This window comes from Pseudorhodoferax sp., from assembly GCF_047601025.1.
GTDB lineage: Bacteria > Pseudomonadota > Gammaproteobacteria > Burkholderiales > Burkholderiaceae_C > Pseudorhodoferax.
The window spans coordinates 1,682,452-1,699,373 of sequence record NZ_JASGJZ010000001.1 but is presented as its reverse complement, the minus strand read 5'-3'; the positions used below and the strand labels follow the sequence as shown (position 1 = coordinate 1,699,373).

Here is a 16,922-nt window from a genome sequence, read left to right as displayed (position 1 = left end):
GGCCGCGCGGCGCGCGGTCACTTCAGGACGCCCTTCTTGAGCAGGATGTTCGCGTAGGTGCGTGTGTCGCCCGTGGCCACCACCGCGAAGGCCTTGGCCGCCCGGTCGTAGAAGGCCTGGCGCTCCAGCGCGCCGGGCGCGCCGTGGCCGTACCGGGCCAGCACCTCGGTGAACTGCGCGACGGCCGGCGGCACCTCGGCCACGTTGCCAACCACCTGCATCGTGCAGCTGGGCTGGGGCACGAAGTCGTCCAGCGGCAGCACGGACAGCACGGCGTCCAGCGCCGCGTCGGCGGCGATGCCGGGCAGCCGCACCAGGCGCTGGGCCAGCGCCGCGGCGGGGAAGTAGGCGTCGGCCAGCACGATCTCGTCGCCATGGCCCATGGAGGCCAGCGCGTGCAGCAGGTCGGGCGAGAGCAGCGGCGAGAGGTTCTTCAGCATGGCGGGGCGCGATGCTGCGCGCCGGCCGCCGGGCCGTCATCGGCAGATGCCCGGTTGACGCGGGCGGCATGCCGGCCCTAGGGTCGGCGGTCTTTCGGTTCCAGGAGGAGACATGCCGATGTTCCCCGGCTGCGGCGACGGCGCGCGCCTGGCCCTGGGCGGTGCGCCGCTGGGCAACCTGTTCCAGGCCGTGCCCGAGGCGCAGGCGCAGGCCGTGCTGGCGGCGGCGCTGGCCGACGGCTGCCGCAGCTTCGACACCGCGCCGCACTACGGCAACGGGCTGTCTGAGCACCGCTTCGGCCAGGCGCTGCGCGCGCTGCCGCGCGCAGTGTTCTGCCTGTCGACCAAGGTCGGCCGCGTGCTGGCGCCCGACGCGCGGGCGCCGCGCGCGCAGCACGGCTACGTGCAGGTGCTGCCGTTCGTACAGCGCTGGGATTATTCGGGCGCCGGCACGCGCCGCAGCGTGGAGGACAGCCTGCAGCGCCTGGGCCTGGCGCGGCTGGACATGGCCTACGTGCACGACTGCGACGCCGCCACGCACGGCGAGGCCGCGCCGCGCGTGCTGGCCCAGGTGCTGGACGAGACGCTGCCCACGCTGCGCGCGCTGCAGCGCGAGGGCCTGGTCGGCGCCGTCGGGCTGGGCGTGAACGACGTGCGCATCTGCCTGGACGTGCTGGCCCGGGCGGACCTGGACTGCCTGCTGCTGGCCGGCCGCTACAGCCTGATCGACCACGCGGCGCTGGACGAACTGCTGCCGCTGTGCGCGGCGCGCGGCGTGCGCATCGCGCTGGGCGGGGTGTTCAACTCCGGCATCCTGGCCACCGGCGTGGGCGGCGGCGCCGAGCCGCGCTTCGACTACGCGCGTGCGCCGCAGGCCTGGGTCGCGCGCACGGCGGCGGTCGAGCGCGTCTGCGCCGCGCACGGCGTGCCGCTGCGCGCGGCGGCGCTGCAGTTCCCGCTGGCGCACCCGGCGGTCGACATCGTCGTCGCCGGCGCGCAGAGCGTGGCGCAGTGGCGCGACAGCCGCGCGATGCTGGCCCATCCCATCCCCGCGGCGTTCTGGCAGGCGCTGCGCGACGAACGCCTGCTGCCGCCGCAGGCGCCCACGCCGTGATCGACGCCCACTTCCACATCTGGCAGCTGGCGCGCGGCGACTACGGCTGGCTCACGCCCGCGCTCGGCCCCATCCACCGCGACGTGGCCCTGGCCGACTGGCGCGCCGTGGCCGGCCCCTGCGGCGTGCAGGGCGGCGTGCTGGTGCAGGCCGCGCCGACCGAGGCCGAGACCGACTTCCTGCTGCGCGCGGCCGCGCCATGCCCCGAGGTGCTGGGCGTCGTCGGCTGGGCCGACCTGCTGGCGCCGGACGCGCCGGCGCGCATCGAGGCGCTGGCGCGCCGACCCAAGCTGCGCGGCCTGCGCCCGATGCTGCAGGACATCGCCGATCCGGACTGGGTCCTGCAGGACGCGCTCCGGCCGGCGCTCGCGGCGATGGCGCGCTGCGGCCTGGCGTTCGACGCGCTGGTCCAGCCCCGGCACCTGCCGCGCCTGCTGCGGCTGGCCGCGCGCCATCCGGACCTGGTCCTGGTGATCGACCACGGCGCCAAGCCGGCGATCCCGGGCGACGCCGCGGGCTGGGCCGCCTGGACCGACGGGCTGGCGCGGCTGGCGCGCGAGACGGCGGCCTTCTGCAAGCTCTCGGGCCTGTGGACCGAGGCCGCCGCCGGCGCGCCGGTCGAGGCCCTGGAGCGCCATGCGCGCTGGCTGCTCGGCACCTTCGGCCCCGCGCGCTGCCTGTGGGGCAGCGACTGGCCGGTGCTGGAGCTGGCCGGCCGCTACCCGGCCTGGCTGGCCGCGGCGCGGGGCTGGGTCGCGCCGGCGGACCGGGCGGCCGTGTTCGAGGGCACGGCGCGCCGGGCCTACGGCATCGGCGCGGCGGCGCCCTGACGCTGCCGGTCGTCCGACAGGCGGACGCTCTCGCGGATGGCGCGCCCGGCCCGGTGCGGGGGCTAGAAACGAGGGGCTTGCCCGTCACCAGGAGAGGCCCATGAACGCGTCCACCACCCCTTCCCCCGCCGTCCCGGCCACCGACCCCGACCTCGCCGAGCAGGCCCGGCCGGGCCATGGCGTGCCCTCGCAGGACCCCTCGCCCGACGCGCAGTACGCGCTGCGGCCGGAAGAGGCCGCGCGCGAAGCCGGCTCGGCGCTGGTCGGCGGCGGCGCGATGGCCGGTGCGGCGGCCGGCGCCGCGGTCGGCGTGGCGGTGGCCGGGCCGGTCGGCGTGGTGGTGGGCGGCGTCATCGGCGGCGTGGCCGGCGCGCTGGGCGGTGCGGCCGCCGGCGCGGCGGTCCGCCCGGGCGCGGCCGACGGCCCGGTGCGCCTGCACGTGGAGGACGGCGGCGGCAGCGGCCGGCCGGTCGTGCTGATCCACGGCTGGCCCCTGTCCGGCCAGGCCTGGTCGCAGCAGACGCAGGTGCTGCAGGCGGCCGGCTGCCGCGTCGTGGTGTACGACCGGCGCGGCTTCGGCCGCTCCGACAAGCCGCCGCAGGGCTACGACTACGACACGCTGGCCGACGACCTGGCGCGCGTGCTCGACCAGTGCGGCCTGCAGGACGCCACGCTGGTCGGCTTCTCGATGGGCGGTGGCGAGGTGGCGCGCTACATCGCCCGCCACGGCGAAGCGCGGCTGCGCGGCGTGGTGTTCGCCGCCGCCGTGCCGCCGTACCTGCTGCAGGGGCCGGACAATCCGGAGGGCCCGCTGACGCCGGCCCAGGCGGGGCAGATGAAGTCTGCGCTGCAGGCGGACCGCGGCGCGTTCTTCGAGCAGTTCACCCACGGCTTCTTCTCGGCCCACGGCGTGCTGCAGGTCGGCGAGGAGCAGCGCAGCGAGGCCGTCGGCCTGTGCCACCAGTCGGCCCAGCACGCGGCGCTGGCCTGCATGGATGCCTTCGGCGGCACCGACTTCCGCGAGGACCTGCGCAGGATCACCGTGCCCACGCTGGTGCTCCACGGCGATGCCGATGCCATCGTGCCGATCGAGGGCTCCGGCCTGCGCACCCACCGGGCCGTCGCGCACAGCCGCCTGGTCACCATCGCCGGCGCGCCGCACGGGCTCAACGTGTCGCACTCCGAGGCCTTCAACGACGCCCTGCTGGCTTTCCTGCGGGAATGAGGCGCGGCCGTGGCCGGCGGGGGCGGGCTGTGATGCAATCGGCTTCTTTGCGCCCGCAGGAGCCCTTGCCATGAATGCCCGCGTCCCCGCCTCCGTGCTCGATGCCGCCGCCGCGCTGACCCACGTCACCCGCGCCTGGGACGACGACATCGTCCGCCAGCTGACCGACTACATCGCGATCCCGGCCAAGTCGCCCGCGTTCGACGCCGACTGGGCCCGGCACGGCCACATCGACGCCGTGCTGCGCAACGCCGCGGCCTGGGTCGAGGCGCAGAAGGTGCCCGGCCTGCAGCTGGAGATCGTGCGGCTGGAGGGCCGCACGCCGGTGCTGTTCTTCGAGATCGCGGCCAGCGGCAGCGCGGCCGCCGGCACCGCGCTGATGTACGGCCACCTGGACAAGCAGCCCGAGTTCGATGGCTGGCGCCGCGACCTCGGCCCCTGGACGCCCAAGTACGAGGACGGCCGGCTCTACGGCCGCGGCGGCGCCGACGACGGCTACGCGGTCTACGCCAGCATCGCCGCCGTGCAGGCGCTGAAGGCCCAGAACGCCCCGCACCCGCGCATCGTCGGCCTGATCGAGACCTGCGAGGAAAGCGGTTCGTACGACCTGCTGCCCTACGTGGATGCCCTGCGCGCGCGCCTGGGCGAGGTGGCGCTGGTGGTCTGCCTGGACTCCGGCGCCGGCAACTACGACCAGCTCTGGCTCACGACCAGCCTGCGCGGCCTGGCCGGCGGCGTGCTGAAGGTCGAGGTGCTGACCGAGGGCATCCACTCGGGCGACGCCTCGGGCCTGGTGCCGTCCAGCTTCCGCATCATGCGCCAGGTGCTGGACCGGCTGGAGGACAGCGCCACCGGCCGCCTGCTGCCCGCCAGCTTCTACTGCGAGGTGCCGGCCGAACGGCTGGCGCAGGCGCAGGCCACCGCCGCCATCCTGGGCGAGGAGATCTACAAGCGCTTTCCGTGGGCGCACCACGACTGCGGCGGCGCCGTGCAGACCGCGCTGCCCACGACGACGGACCCGGTGCAGGCGCTGCTGAACCGCACCTGGCTGCCGGCGCTGTCGGTCACCGGCGCCGAGGGGCTGCCCGCGCTGAAGAACGCCGGCAACGTGCTGCGCCCCTACACCGCGTTCAAGCTCTCGCTGCGGTTGCCGCCGCTGGTCGACGCGGCGCGGGCGGTGCAGCAGCTCAAGGCGCTGCTGGAGGACGACGCCCCCTACCAGGCGCGCGTGACCTTCGAGGGCGAGGGCGCGGCCACCGGCTGGAACGCGCCGGCCACGGCGCCGTGGTTCGAGGCGGCGCTGAACGCCGCCTCGCAGGCGCATTTCGGCGCGCCCTGCGGCTACATCGGCCAGGGCGGCACGATCCCGCTGATGAACATGCTGTCCGAAGGGTTCCCGAAGGCGCAGATGATGGTCTGCGGCGTGCTGGGCCCGCGCAGCAACGCGCACGGGCCCAACGAGTTCCTGCACGTGCCGTACGCCAAGCGGCTCACGGCCGCGGTCGCGCAGGTGATCGCGGCATTCCCGGCGGGCTGAGCCGCCCGCCGGCGGACCGGCGGTTCGGGCTCAGCGCCGCTGCCCGAACGCTTCCAGCATGCCGAACAGGCCCTCGTTGCCGGCGGCGCCCTCGCCGGGCTGCGGCAGCTGGCCCTGCGGCGTCATCTGGTCGACCAGGTGCGGCAGGATCTGCGTCAGCTCGCTCGCCAGGTCCTGGCCGCCCATACCCAGCTGGGCGCCCAGCTCCGACAGCCGGTCCTGGCCGAATACCTGGCCGAGCTGCTCGGCCGAGATCGCCTGGTTCTGGCCGGTGCCGACCCACGAGCCCAGTACGTCGCCCAGGCCGGCCTGCTGGAACTGCTCGAACAGCCCGCCGAGCGGGCCACCGGCGCTGCTGCCGCCGCCGGCCTGCGCCGAGCGCGTCTGGCCGCCCATCAGCAGGCCCATCAGCACCTGCAGCAGCTGCGGGTTGCTGGCCAGCGCGCCAAGCAGGCCGCCGAGGCCGCCCTGCTGCGCGGCCGGCGCTTGTTGGGGGGATTGGCCGCCGTTCAGGACGGAGCCCAGGATGGAGTCGAGCAGGCCCATGGTGATACCTCGCTGTAAAAGGGAACAGGGCAGGCATTGTGCGCTCCGCGGATGTTCCGAAATGTGAGGCGCGTGATCGATTTCTCGCAATGCCGGACCGAAACGCCCGGTTGCAGGCGCGCTGCTCAGGCCGCCAGGGCCAGCAGGCCGGCCAGGGCGGCCAGCGGGGCGGTTTCGGCGCGCAGCACGCGCGCACCCAGCGTGGTGGGCAGGAAGCCGGCGGCGCGTGCGGCGGCTTCCTCCTGCGCGGTCAGCCCGCCCTCGGGCCCGCCCAGCACGGTGACGGCGGCGCCGTGCGCCGCCGGCGGCAGGCGCAGCGGCCGGGCGTCCGGCGCGAAGGCCAGCAGCAGCCCGTGCCGGCCGGCTGGCTGGCCGGCCAGCCAGGCCGCCAGCGGCTGCACCGCGTGGACCGTGGGCACGCGGTTGCGGCCGCACTGCTCGCAGGCCGCGGCGGCCACGGCCTGCCAGTGCGCCTGCTTCTTCTGCGCGCGCTCGCCGGCCAGGCGCAGCACGCCGTGCGCGGTTTCCAGCGGCTGGATGCTGGCCGCGCCCAGCTCGGCGGCCTTTTCCACCAGCCAGTCCATGCGCTCGTTGGCCGGCATGCCGACGGCCAGGTGCACGGCCAGCGGCGGCTCGCGCTCGACCGCGTGGTGGGCGCCGACCTCGGCCCGCACCTCGCTGCGGCCCATGCGGACGATGCGGGCGTCGTACTCGCCGCCGCGGCCGTCGAACAGCGTCAGCGCGTCGCCGGGCTGCAGCCGCAGCACCTGCACGTGGCGCGCGGCGTTGGGCGGCAGGTCGATCAGCGCGCCGCTGGCCAGCGGCGCCGGGCAGTGGATGCGCGGCACGTGCCCTGGCTCACATCCGCCCGTAGGCGTAGCCGGTGACGGGCTGCGTGCCCTCGATCTGGTCCACGAGGCGCAGCAGCGGCGCCAGCTCGCAGTAGCGGCCGGCCGTGGAGCGGATGTAGGCGATGAAGCGCGGCGTGTCTTCCAGGTAGCGCGGCTTGCCGTCGCGCAGCGTCAGCCGCGCGAAGATGCCGGCCACCTTCAGGTGCCGCTGCAGGCCCATCCATTCGACGGCGCGGTAGAAGTCGCCGAAGTCCTCGCCCCAGCCGTGCGCGCTGGCGGCACCCAGCAGCCCGGCCTTGCGGGCCTGCTGCCAGTAGCGCACGGTGACGTCGAGCACGAAGTCCTCGTCCCAGCTCAGGAAGGCGTCGCGCATCAGGCTGGCGATGTCGTAGGTGACCGGGCCGTACAGCGCGTCCTGGAAGTCCAGCACCCCCAGGCGCGTGGCGTCGTCCGGCAGCAGCATCAGGTTGCGCGGCATGAAGTCGCGGTGCACGTAGACGGCGGGCGCGGCCAGGTTCTCGGCGACGATGGCGGCGAAGGCCTGGTCCAGCGTGGCGCGCTGCGCATCGGTGAGCCGCACGCCGCGGTGGCGCGCCAGGTACCAGTCCGGGAACAGCGCCAGCTCGCGCTCCAGCACGGCGCGGTCGTAGGGCGGCAGCACCCCGGGGCGCGAGGCCAGCTGCCAGGCGACCAGCGCGTCGATGGCCTGCCCGTAGCGGGCCGCGTTGGGCTCGGGCCGGGTGGGGTCCATGCCCTGCATCATGGTCTGCGTGCCCAGGTCGGTCAGCAGCAGGAAGCCGTCCTCGCGCTGCCATTCCAACACCTCGGGCACGACCAGCCCGGCGGTGCGCATCAGCGCGGCGATGCGCACGAAGGGCTCGCTGTTCTCCTTGTCGGGCGGCGCGTCCATGACGATGCGGGTGCCGCCGCCGGCGGTGGCGATGCGCAGGTAGCGGCGGAAGCTCGCGTCGGCCGAGGCCAGGCGCAGGCTGTCGGGCTGCAGCCCGTGGCGCGGCGCGACGGCGGCGAGCCAGCGGCCGAAGGCGGCCTCGCGCTCGGGGTCGGCCCAGGCCACGGGGCGTGCGGGGCGGGTGGCGGGGGCGGGATGCGGGCTCATGGATAATTGATTCTACGAAGCCGGGTTGCCGGCGAGCCCTGGGGTACGAGGCCGCCGCGCGGCCGTGCCACCGACCCGACCGTTGACCGCGCTCCCGGATGTCCGGACCGTCCCTGATCCCTTCGATGCCTCCCGCGAATTTTCTTGCGCCGCCGGGCCCGGGCCCCGCGGCCCGCCGTCCTGCGCTGCGCGAGGTGGCCGGCGCCTGCGCCGCCCTGGTCCTGGCGCTGGGCGCCGCCGACGGGCGGGCGCAGGCGGGCGCGGCCGCCGAGCCGCTGGCGCTGCGGCCCAGCGAGATGCTGCAGGAAAACCTGCCGCGCGAACTGCGCGGGCAACTGCCCACCTTCTTCTCCGGCCAGCGCAGCTCCGGCCGGCCCGACCTGGAGACGGTGCTCGAGGGCGACGCGATGATCCGCCGCGGCGACACCGTGATCCAGGCCGACCGGCTGGAGTACGACCAGGCCACGGACCTGGCCAAGGGCACCGGCAACGTGCGCATCAACCGCGCCGGCAACGTCTACGAAGGCCCGGCGCTGGAACTCAAGCTCGACGCCTTCGAGGGTTTCTTCCAGAGCCCGCGCTACCAGCTGCTGCGCGCCGGCGCCCATGGCCAGGCCAGCCGCGTGGACTTCCTGGACGAGCAGCGCTCGGTGCTGCACGACGCGAGCTACACCACCTGCCGGCGCCAGCCCGGCCCGAGCTGGCTGCCCGACTGGGTGCTGACGGCCACCACGCTGAACGTCGACAGCGAGGAGGACGTCGGCCGCGCCCGGGGCGGCGTGCTGCGCTTCAAGGACGTGCCGATCCTGGCGCTGCCCAGCTTCAGCTTCCCGCTGAGCGAGCGGCGCAAGTCCGGCTTCCTGCCGCCGACCGTGGCGCTGGACAACCTGGCCGGCCTGGAGCTGACGCTGCCCTACTACTGGAACATCGCGCCCAACCGCGATGCCACGCTGTACCCCACGGTCATGAGCAAGCGCGGCGTGCTGCTGGGCGGCGAGTTCCGCTACCTGGAGCCGACGTACCAGGGGCAGGTGCGTCTGGACTACATGCCCGACGACCGGCTGCGCGACCGCCAGCGCTGGTCCTACGAGGCCAAGCACGTCGGCGTGATCTCCACCGGCCTGCCGGTCCTGGGCAACCTCGGCTTCTCGCTGAACGCCAACCGCGTCAGCGACAACAACTACTGGCGCGACTTCACCAAGTCCACCACCGAGCTGACCGAGCGCCTGCGCACCACCGATGCCAACCTGAGCTGGGCACGGGGCGACTTCTCGGCCAACCTGCGGGCGCTGAAGTACCAGACGCTGCAGGACCTCAGCGCGCCGATCGTGCCGCCGTACGACCGGCTGCCGCAGCTCACCGGCCGCTATGCCCGCTACGACGTGGGTGGCTTCGACTTCTCGGTCGATGCCGACTACACGCAGTTCTCGGCCGACCGCAGCCTGACGCTGCAGCCCAACGCCAAGCGCAGCTACCTGCTGGGCCAGATCAGCCGGCCCTGGGTGCGCCCGGGCTGGTTCGTCACGCCCAAGCTGCAGCTGCACGCCGCGCACTACACGTTCGACGCGCCGCTGGCCGGCGGCCGCACCAGCGCCAGCCGCACGGTGCCGACCTTCAGCCTGGACAGCGGCCTGATCTTCGAGCGCGACGCGAACCTCTTCGGCCGCGCCTGGCGCCAGACGCTGGAGCCGCGCGCGTTCTACGTCAACACGCCGTACCGCGACCAGAACTACCTGCCGAACTACGACTCGAGCACGACCGACTTCAATTTCGCGAGCATCTACAGCGAGAACGCCTACGTCGGCAACGACCGCATCTCCGACAGCAACGTGCTGACGCTGGGCGTCACCACGCGCCTGCTGGAGCCGGACACCGGCGGCGAGGTCGCGCGCTTCGGGGTGGCGCAGCGGCTGCGCTTCAAGGACCAGCGGGTGTTCCTGCCCGGCGGCGCGGTCGTGGACGACCGCGTCAGCGACTTCCTGGCCGGCGCCTCGGTCAACTGGGCGCCGACCTGGTCGACCGACACCATGGTCCAGTACAACCCGAAGACGCAGCGCTCCGAACGCTTCACGCTGGGCGGGCGCTACAGTCCCGGCAACTACCGCGTGGTCAGCGCGGCCTACCGCATGCAGCGCGCCAGCAGCGGGCTGCCGCAGAGCGAGCAGATCGACCTGGGCTGGCAGTGGCCGCTGAACGACCTGTGGGGCGACCGCGGCAAGGACCTCGGCGCCGGGCTGGGCCAGGGGCCGGGCCGCTGGTACAGCGTGGGCCGGCTGATCTACAGCCTGGAGGACCGCAAGTTCGTGGACTCCATCATGGGCATGGAATACGACGGCGGCTGCTGGATCGGCCGCTTCGTCGTGCAGCGCGTGCAGCGCTCCGATGCCTCGGCCAACACCAAGTTCATGTTCCAGATCGAGTTCATCGGCCTGGCCCGGCTGGGCTCCAGTCCGTTGCGCACGCTGCGCGACAGCATTCCCCGCTACCAGTTCCTGCGCGAGCAGGTCACCACTTCGAGCCGCTTCGGCTCCTACGACTGATGTCCGAGTTCCCGCACCCCGGCCCCCGGGCCGCTTCCGTTCTGTCCGCCATGGCGCTGGCGCTGGCCGGCTGGTGCGCGGTGCCGGCCGCCGCCCTGGCGCAGCCGGCGGCCGCCGGCGCGCCGCAGCCGTCGGACTACATCGTGGCCGTCGTCAACTCCGAGCCCATCACCAACCAGGACGTGCAGCGCCGCCTGGTGCGCGCCGTGCAGCAGCTGCGCCAGCAGGGCGTGCAGGCGCCGCCGCACGCCGAGCTGGTGCGCCAGGTGCTGGAGAGTCTGGTCATCGAGCACGCCCAGCTGCAGCAGGCGCGCGAGCAGGGCATCAAGGTGGACGACGCCGCGGTGAACCTGGGCGAGCAGAACGTGGCGCGGCAGAACGGCATCGACGTGCCCGAGCTGCACCGCCGGCTGGCGCAGGACGGCCTCAGCCCGGCGCAGTTCCGCGACGAGATCCGCAACCAGATCATGATCTCGCGCCTGCGCGAGCGCGAGCTGCAGTCGCGCGTCAGCGTGACCGACGCCGAGGTCGAGCAATACCTGCGCGAGCGGGCCAGCACCGCGCCGGCCGCCCAGCCCAGCGAGATCAACCTGGCCCAGGTGCTGGTGGCCGTGCCCGAGGGCGCCTCGCCGCAGCAGGTGGCCGAGCGCGAGGCGCGCGCGCAGGAGGTCGAGCGCCGTGCCCGCGCCGGCGAGGATTTCGCGGCGCTGGCGCGGGCCTTCTCCGATGCGCCCGATGCCGCCGCCAGCGGCGGCGAGATGGGCCTGCGCAGCCCGGACCGCTATCCCGAGCTGTTCCTGCAGGCCACGGCCCAGCTGCCGGCCGGCGGCGTCAGCGCCCCGGTCCGCTCCGGCGCCGGCTTCCACGTGCTCAAGGTGGTCGAGAAGCGCCAGGCCGGCGGCGCGCTGCAGACCGTCACCCAGCAGCATGCGCGCCACATCCTGCTGCGCGTGAGCCCGCAGCTGACCGAGGCCCAGGCGCGCGAGCGGCTGGCCGCGATCAAGCGCCGGATCGAGGCCGGCCAGGCCGACTTCGCCGCGATGGCGCGCGCCAGCTCGCAGGACGGCAGCGCGGCCGAGGGCGGCGACCTGGGCTGGTCCAATCCCGGCCAGTTCGTGCCCGAGTTCGAGGAGGTGCTGGAGGCGTTGCGCCCCGGCGAGATCTCCGAGCCCATCGTCTCGCGCTTCGGCGTGCACCTGATCCAGCTGCTCGAGCGCCGGCAGTACCGGCTCAACCCGCGCGAGCAGCGCGAGGTCGCGCGCGCCATGGTGCGCGAGCGCAAGATGGAAGAGGCCTACCGCGCCTGGCTGCAGGAACTGCGCGCCAACGCCTACGTCGAGTTCCGCGAACCGCCGCAATGAAGCACGTCGCGCGCAAGCGCTTCGGCCAGCACTTCCTGTCCGATCCCGGCGTGGTCGACGCCATCGTCCGCGCGATCGCGCCGCAGCCGGGCGAGCCGATGGTGGAGATCGGCCCCGGCCTGGCCGCGCTGACGCAGCCGCTGGTCGAGCGCCTGGGCCGGCTGACGGTCGTCGAGCTGGACCGCGACCTGGCCGCGCGGCTGCGCGGCCATCCGCAGCTCACGGTGGTCGAGGCCGACGTGCTGAAGGTCGATTTCCGCGCGCTGGCGCCGCCGGGCCGGCGGCTGCGCGTGGTTGGCAACCTGCCCTACAACATCTCCACGCCCATCCTGTTCCGCCTGCTGGAGCAGGTGGACGTGGTGCAGGACCAGCACTTCATGCTGCAGAAGGAGGTCGTCGACCGCATGGTCGCCGCGCCGGCCACGGCGGCGTACGGCCGCCTGAGCGTGATGCTGCAGTGGCGCTATGCGATGGAGAACGTGCTGTTCGTGCCGCCCGCCAGCTTCGATCCGCCGCCGCGGGTGGACAGCGCCGTCGTGCGCATGGAGCCGCTGGCCGCGCCGCCGGCGCTCGATGCCGCCCTGCTGGGCGAGCTGGTGCAGGCCGCCTTCGGCCAGCGCCGCAAGCTGCTGCGCCACGGCCTGGGCCGCTGGCTGGACGCGCGCGGCTTCCAGGGCGGCTTCGACCTGCAGCGCCGGGCCGAGGAGGTGCCGGTGGCCGAATACGTGGCGCTGGCGCAGGCGCTGGTGCCATGAGAAACGCCCGTCGCGGGACGGGCGTCGTCGGGCGCAGCGCCGGGCGGGCCGTTCAGGCGGCCGTGAGCCAGTAGCCGGCGTTGAAGGGGCTGCTCATGCGCAGCGCCAGCGGCGACACGTCGACCAACTTGTCGGTCGGCATCTTCTCGCCCGTGTCCGTCGTGATGTCGATGCCCGACACGGCATCGCCCTGAGCCTCGTTCGCCCGTTCCGCTTGGCTGGTGTGTGCGGAACGGGCTACAGAAAAGAATAGAAACAGCGGAACGGTATTTTCCGGTCGCCCCAGTAGTCCGCCGCGTCGCGGAAGATGTCCAGCAGCTGCTCGCGCGCTTCCTTGTCGAACTTCGCGTTGGCCGGGATCTGCTCCAGCACGACGATGAAGCCGGGCTGCGGGCCCGACTTGTGCAGCGGGTCCGTCATGCAGTCGTACAGCGCGTCGAAGTTCTTGCCGAAATGCGTCGGGAACGTGAACTGCTGCGCGATCAGGTCCAGCACGTCCTGCTTGCTTTGCGCATTGGCCAGGTTGGCGTACAGGAAGTGGTGGCCCATGGCCTTGGCGGCTTCCTGCAGGTCGTGCACGCGGAACGCCCGGATCGACTGGACGATGTTGGTTCGCACCGTACGGAGCGGCGTATCCGGCTCCGCATTAACGTTGGTCATCAAGATACCTCGGTCTCACAAAAACAAATGCACCGCCGCCCTTACGGGGCGATCTTCCGAAAACTGGCGTAGTGGTCGCTGGTGTAGTAGCAACCGTCCGGCGCCGTGGGCTGCAGGCCGCCGCAGACGATGCGCCGGGCGCCGCGGCTGCGGGCGCCGGTCCGCGCCACGGTGTACTCGCGGTAGTAGCCGCGCTGCATCGGCGGCAGCAGGCGCTCGCGGTTGAAGAACACCACGCCGTCCTTCTCGAACGGAAACGGGCCGCCCCGCAGGATGCGCGCATAGGCGGTGCGGCCGTCGGCCGGCAGTTCCGCCAGCGCGATGGCCGCCGCGTCCGTGGACTGCCGGGCCTGTGCCGCCGGCAGGTTGCCCGCCAGCAGCGCCAGCGCCGCCATGCTCCGCACCACGCCCCGCGAGAGGCCGGCCAGCAGGGATCTGCCGGAAAGGTATTGGGTGGTGGGCGACATGGGAATGGGCTTGGCGCGCAGGCCCGCGGGTGTGTTGCGCGGACTCCGGGTTAACCCCCGGATCAAAGCGCGCTAGTGTGCCCCAAGGGGTCCGGAAAGGCAAGGCCCATGCCCAAAAAACGGGCATGGGCCAAGGGGTCTGTCGCGTATTTTGGGGCGGCGCCTGCCCGGGCGTGGCAGGCGCCGCTGCTTCAGCGCACCGCGTTGGCGTCGGCCACGGTCAGCGCGGTCATGTTCACGATGCGCCGCACCGTGGCGCTGGCCGTGAGGATGTGCACCGGCTTGGCCGCGCCCAGCAGCACCGGGCCGATCGCGATGTTGCCGCCGGCCGCGGTCTTGAGCAGGTTGTAGGCGATGTTGGCCGAATCGATGTTGGGCAGCACCAACAGGTTCGCGTCGCCGGCCAGCGTGGAGTGCGGCATCTGGCGGGCGCGCTGGCGGCCGTCCAGCGCCACGTCGCCGTGCATCTCGCCGTCGACCTCGAGCCACGGCGCCTGCTCGCGCAGCAGGGCCAGCGTGCGGCGCATCTTGACGGCGCTGGGATGCTCGCTGGTGCCGAAGTTGGAGTGCGACAGCAGCGCCGCCTTGGGCTTGAGGCCGAAGCGCATCATCTCCTCGGCCGCCATGGTCGTGATCTCGGCCAGCTCCTCGGCGGTCGGGTCGTAGTTGACGTGGGTGTCGACCAGGAACACCTGCCGGCCCGGCAGCATCAGCCCGTTCATGCAGGCGTAGATCGGCACGTCCTGCGGCGTGCTGTCGCTGCCGCCGGGGCGCTTGCCGATGACCTGGTCGATGTAGTGCAGGTGGTTCTGCGTGGTGCCCCAGGTGCCGCAGATCAGCCCGTCGACCTCGCCCTTGTGCAGCAGCATGGCGCCGATCAGCGTCAGCCGCCGGCGCATCTCGATCTTGGCGACCTGCTGGGTGATGCCCTTGCGCTCGGTCATGCGGTGGTAGGTCTGCCAGAAGTCGCGGTAGCGCGCGTCGAAGTCGGTGTCCACCACGTCGTAGTCGCGGTCCTGCTGCAGGCGCAGGCCGAACTTCTCGACGCGCTGGGCGATGATGGCCGGCCGGCCGATCAGCGTGGGCCGGGCGATGCCTTCGTCCACCACGATCTGGCAGGCGCGCAGCACGCGCTCTTCCTCGCCCTCGGAGAACGCCACGCGCTTGCGGGCGGCGTTCTTGGCGGCCGTGAAGATCGGCTTCATCGTCGTGCCCGAGGCGTAGACGAAGCTCTGCAGCCGGTCGCGGTAGGCGTCCATGTCGGCGATCGGGCGCAGCGCCACGCCGCTGGCGGCGGCGGCCGCGGCCACGGCCGGCGCGATCTTCATCATCAGCCGCGGGTCGAACGGCTTGGGGATCAGGTACTCGGGGCCGAAGGCCAGCTGCTCGCCGGCATAGGCCGCGGCCACCACTTCGCTCTGCTCGGCCCGGGCCAGGTCGGCGATGGCATGCACCGCGGCGATCTCCATCTCGTCGGTGATGGTGGTCGCGCCGCAGTCCAGCGCGCCGCGGAAGATGTACGGGAAGCACAGGACGTTGTTGACCTGGTTCGGGTAGTCCGTGCGGCCGGTGGCCATGACCACGTCGTCGCGCACCGAGCGGGCGTCCTCCGGCGTGATCTCGGGATTCGGGTTCGCCAGCGCGAAGATCACCGGCCGCGGCGCCATGGTGGCCACCATGGCCGGCTTGAGCACGCCGCCGGCCGACAGGCCCAGGAACACGTCGGCGCCGGCGATGACCTCGGCCAGCGTGCGCAGCTCGGTCGGCTGCGCGAACTGGGCCTTGTCATCGTCCATCAGCTCGGTGCGGCCCTGGTAGACCACGCCGGCCAGGTCGGTCACCCAGACGTTCTCGCGCTTGAGGCCCACCTTCAGCAGCAGGTTCAGGCAGGCCAGCGCCGCCGCGCCGGCGCCCGAGGCCACCAGCTTGACCTCGGCGATGTTCTTGCCCACGACCTGCAGGCCGTTCAGCATCGCGGCGGCCACGGTGATGGCCGTGCCGTGCTGGTCGTCGTGGAACACCGGGATCTTCATGCGCTTGCGCAACTCGCGCTCGACGTAGAAGCAGTCCGGGGCCTTGATGTCCTCCAGGTTGATCGCGCCGAAGGTCGGCTCCAGCGCGGCGATCACGTCGACCAGCTTCTTCGGGTCCTTCTCGTCGATCTCGATGTCGAACACGTCGACGCCGGCGAACTTCTTGAACAGCACGCCCTTGCCTTCCATGACCGGCTTGGACGCCAGCGGGCCGATGTCGCCCAGGCCCAGCACCGCCGTGCCGTTGGAAATCACGGCCACCAGGTTGCCGCGCGAGGTGTAGCGGAAGGCCGCGTTCGGATCCTTGACGATCTCCTCGCAGGGCGCGGCCACGCCGGGCGAGTAGGCCAGCGCCAGGTCGCGCTGGTTGACCAGCTGCTTGGTCGCGGCGACCGCGACCTTGCCGGGGGTCGGGAACTCGTGGTATTCGAGCGCTGCCTGGCGCAGTTCAGCGCGCTTGTCCGCGGTACCGGCGGAAGTGGAAGGGGGGGCCATGCGAGTCTCCTCAGGCGCGAGCGTCCGGCCTCGTCGCTCGGCGGAGCCCGCTGGTGCTTTTCAAGGGAGCGCGATTGTAGGCCGGGCGCGCGAGGCGATGCACGGGCCCGCGGTGCAGGCAGCCGGGCCCCAGGAGGTGCCGGCTGCGGGGCGTCGACGGCCTGTGGGAACATCCCGCCCATGGACGTGCCCCTTCTGGACATCGCCGGCCCCGTCGCCACCCTGACGCTGCGCCGCCCCGAGCAGGCCAACCGCCTGGAGCCGCAGGACCTGGACGTGCTGGCCGGCCACATCGCCACCGTGAACGCCCGGCCCGAGGTGCTGGTGCTGCGCCTGGCCTCCACCGGCCGCTACTTCTGCAGCGGCTTCGACATCGGCCGGATCGACCCGGCCCAGCCGCGCGCGTTCGAGGCGCTGGCCAACGCGCTGGAGGAGGCGCGCCCGGTGACGCTGGCGCTGCTGCAGGGCGGCGTCTACGGCGGCGCGACCGACCTCGCGCTGGCCTGCGACTTCCGGCTCGGCGCGCAGGGCATCGACCTGTTCATGCCGGCTGCGCGGCTGGGCCTGCACTTCTACGCGCGCGGGATGGAGCGCTACGTCAGCCGCCTGGGCCTGGACCAGGCCAAGCGCCTGTGCCTGACGGCCGAGCGCATCGGCGCCGAGGAGATGCGCGCGATCGGCTTCCTGACGCACCTGGTCGCACCCGAGGCGCTGGCGGCCGAGGCCGATGCGCTGACCGCGCGCCTGGCCGCGATGGCGCCGCTGGCCCTGCTGGGCATGAAGAAGCACCTGAACCGCATCGCGCGCGGCGCGGTCGACGCCCGGGCGCTGGAGGCCGACATCGCCCGCGCCGCCGCCTCGGCCGACCTGCAGGAAGGGCTGGCGGCCTGGGCCGGCAAGCGCGCGCCGCGGTTCAGCGGCCGCTGAGCCGCGCGCGGGCCGTCGCGGGCC

16 protein-coding genes are annotated in these 16,922 nt (G+C 73.2%); 8 read left to right on the top strand and 8 right to left on the bottom strand.

The annotated features are described in order from the left end of the window. Window positions 1-17: 17 nt before the first annotated feature. A complete protein-coding gene (locus tag QM782_RS07915; protein ID WP_415202367.1) occupies window positions 18-440 on the bottom strand; it encodes an RbsD/FucU family protein in 423 nt (140 codons plus the stop codon). 112 nt (window positions 441-552) lie between these two features. On the opposite strand from QM782_RS07915, the gene QM782_RS07910 reads away from it, so the two are divergent. From QM782_RS07910 to QM782_RS07895, 4 genes are all read left to right on the top strand, one after another. Then, window positions 553-1,554 carry an aldo/keto reductase gene (locus QM782_RS07910; RefSeq protein ID WP_415202366.1) on the top strand — a complete coding sequence of 334 codons (1,002 nt, stop codon included), beginning with the start codon at window positions 553-555 and terminating at the stop codon, window positions 1,552-1,554. Beyond that, window positions 1,551-2,384 (top strand): amidohydrolase family protein, encoded by an 834-nt coding sequence (locus QM782_RS07905; RefSeq protein WP_415202365.1) that lies wholly within the window; start codon window positions 1,551-1,553, stop codon window positions 2,382-2,384. Before QM782_RS07910 ends, QM782_RS07905 begins: the two co-directional genes overlap by 4 nt. A 100-nt stretch (window positions 2,385-2,484) precedes the next feature. Beyond that, window positions 2,485-3,609: an alpha/beta fold hydrolase gene (locus QM782_RS07900; protein ID WP_415202364.1), complete on the top strand. Its 1,125-nt coding sequence runs from the start codon at window positions 2,485-2,487 to the stop codon at window positions 3,607-3,609. A gap of 70 nt (window positions 3,610-3,679) precedes the next feature. Further along, window positions 3,680-5,146: a M20 family metallopeptidase gene (locus QM782_RS07895; protein ID WP_415202363.1), complete on the top strand. Its 1,467-nt coding sequence runs from the start codon at window positions 3,680-3,682 to the stop codon at window positions 5,144-5,146. Between the two features lie 30 nt (window positions 5,147-5,176). On the opposite strand, the gene QM782_RS07890 is transcribed toward QM782_RS07895, so the two are convergent. From QM782_RS07890 to QM782_RS07880, 3 genes are all read right to left on the bottom strand, one after another. Continuing rightward, complete coding sequence (locus QM782_RS07890) at window positions 5,177-5,692, bottom strand: YidB family protein (protein WP_415202362.1); 516 nt, start codon at window positions 5,690-5,692, stop codon at window positions 5,177-5,179. Between the two features lie 125 nt (window positions 5,693-5,817). Next, window positions 5,818-6,540, bottom strand: a complete 723-nt coding sequence (locus tag QM782_RS07885; protein WP_415202361.1) for a 16S rRNA (uracil(1498)-N(3))-methyltransferase — start codon at window positions 6,538-6,540, stop codon at window positions 5,818-5,820. Between the two features lie 10 nt (window positions 6,541-6,550). Further along, entirely contained in the window at window positions 6,551-7,660 is a 1,110-nt protein-coding gene (locus tag QM782_RS07880) for an aminoglycoside phosphotransferase family protein (protein ID WP_415202360.1), read from the bottom strand. Window positions 7,661-7,785: 125 nt separating this feature from the next. Here QM782_RS07880 and QM782_RS07875 point away from each other — a divergent pair, with 125 nt between their 5' ends. Genes QM782_RS07875 through rsmA form a run of 3 tightly spaced genes read left to right on the top strand, consistent with a single transcriptional unit; the run spans window position 7,786 to window position 12,316 of the window. After that, window positions 7,786-10,200, top strand: coding sequence for an LPS-assembly protein LptD (locus QM782_RS07875; RefSeq protein ID WP_415202359.1), 2,415 nt, complete (start codon window positions 7,786-7,788; stop codon window positions 10,198-10,200). Continuing rightward, entirely contained in the window at window positions 10,200-11,561 is a 1,362-nt protein-coding gene (locus QM782_RS07870; protein ID WP_415202358.1) for a peptidylprolyl isomerase, read from the top strand. Before QM782_RS07875 ends, QM782_RS07870 begins: the two co-directional genes overlap by 1 nt. Next, complete coding sequence (gene rsmA / locus QM782_RS07865) at window positions 11,558-12,316, top strand: 16S rRNA (adenine(1518)-N(6)/adenine(1519)-N(6))-dimethyltransferase RsmA (protein ID WP_415202357.1); 759 nt, start codon at window positions 11,558-11,560, stop codon at window positions 12,314-12,316. Before QM782_RS07870 ends, rsmA begins: the two co-directional genes overlap by 4 nt. Before the next feature lie 52 nt (window positions 12,317-12,368). Here the strand turns inward: rsmA and QM782_RS07860 are convergent, their stop codons facing one another. The 4 genes from QM782_RS07860 to QM782_RS07845 form a co-directional block, all read right to left on the bottom strand. Then, on the bottom strand, window positions 12,369-12,497 hold the full coding sequence (locus QM782_RS07860; RefSeq protein WP_415202356.1) for a hypothetical protein: 129 nt from the start codon (window positions 12,495-12,497) through the stop codon (window positions 12,369-12,371). 56 nt (window positions 12,498-12,553) lie between these two features. Further along, on the bottom strand, window positions 12,554-12,976 hold the full coding sequence (locus QM782_RS07855) for a barstar family protein (protein ID WP_415202355.1): 423 nt from the start codon (window positions 12,974-12,976) through the stop codon (window positions 12,554-12,556). 41 nt (window positions 12,977-13,017) lie between these two features. Continuing rightward, window positions 13,018-13,443 carry a ribonuclease domain-containing protein gene (locus QM782_RS07850; RefSeq protein ID WP_415202354.1) on the bottom strand — a complete coding sequence of 142 codons (426 nt, stop codon included), beginning with the start codon at window positions 13,441-13,443 and terminating at the stop codon, window positions 13,018-13,020. A gap of 191 nt (window positions 13,444-13,634) precedes the next feature. Continuing rightward, a complete protein-coding gene (locus QM782_RS07845; RefSeq protein ID WP_415202353.1) occupies window positions 13,635-15,971 on the bottom strand; it encodes an NADP-dependent malic enzyme in 2,337 nt (778 codons plus the stop codon). 180 nt (window positions 15,972-16,151) lie between these two features. Here QM782_RS07845 and QM782_RS07840 point away from each other — a divergent pair, with 180 nt between their 5' ends. Further along, entirely contained in the window at window positions 16,152-16,898 is a 747-nt protein-coding gene (locus tag QM782_RS07840) for an enoyl-CoA hydratase/isomerase family protein (protein WP_415202352.1), read from the top strand. The last annotated feature ends 24 nt before the right edge of the window (window positions 16,899-16,922 follow it).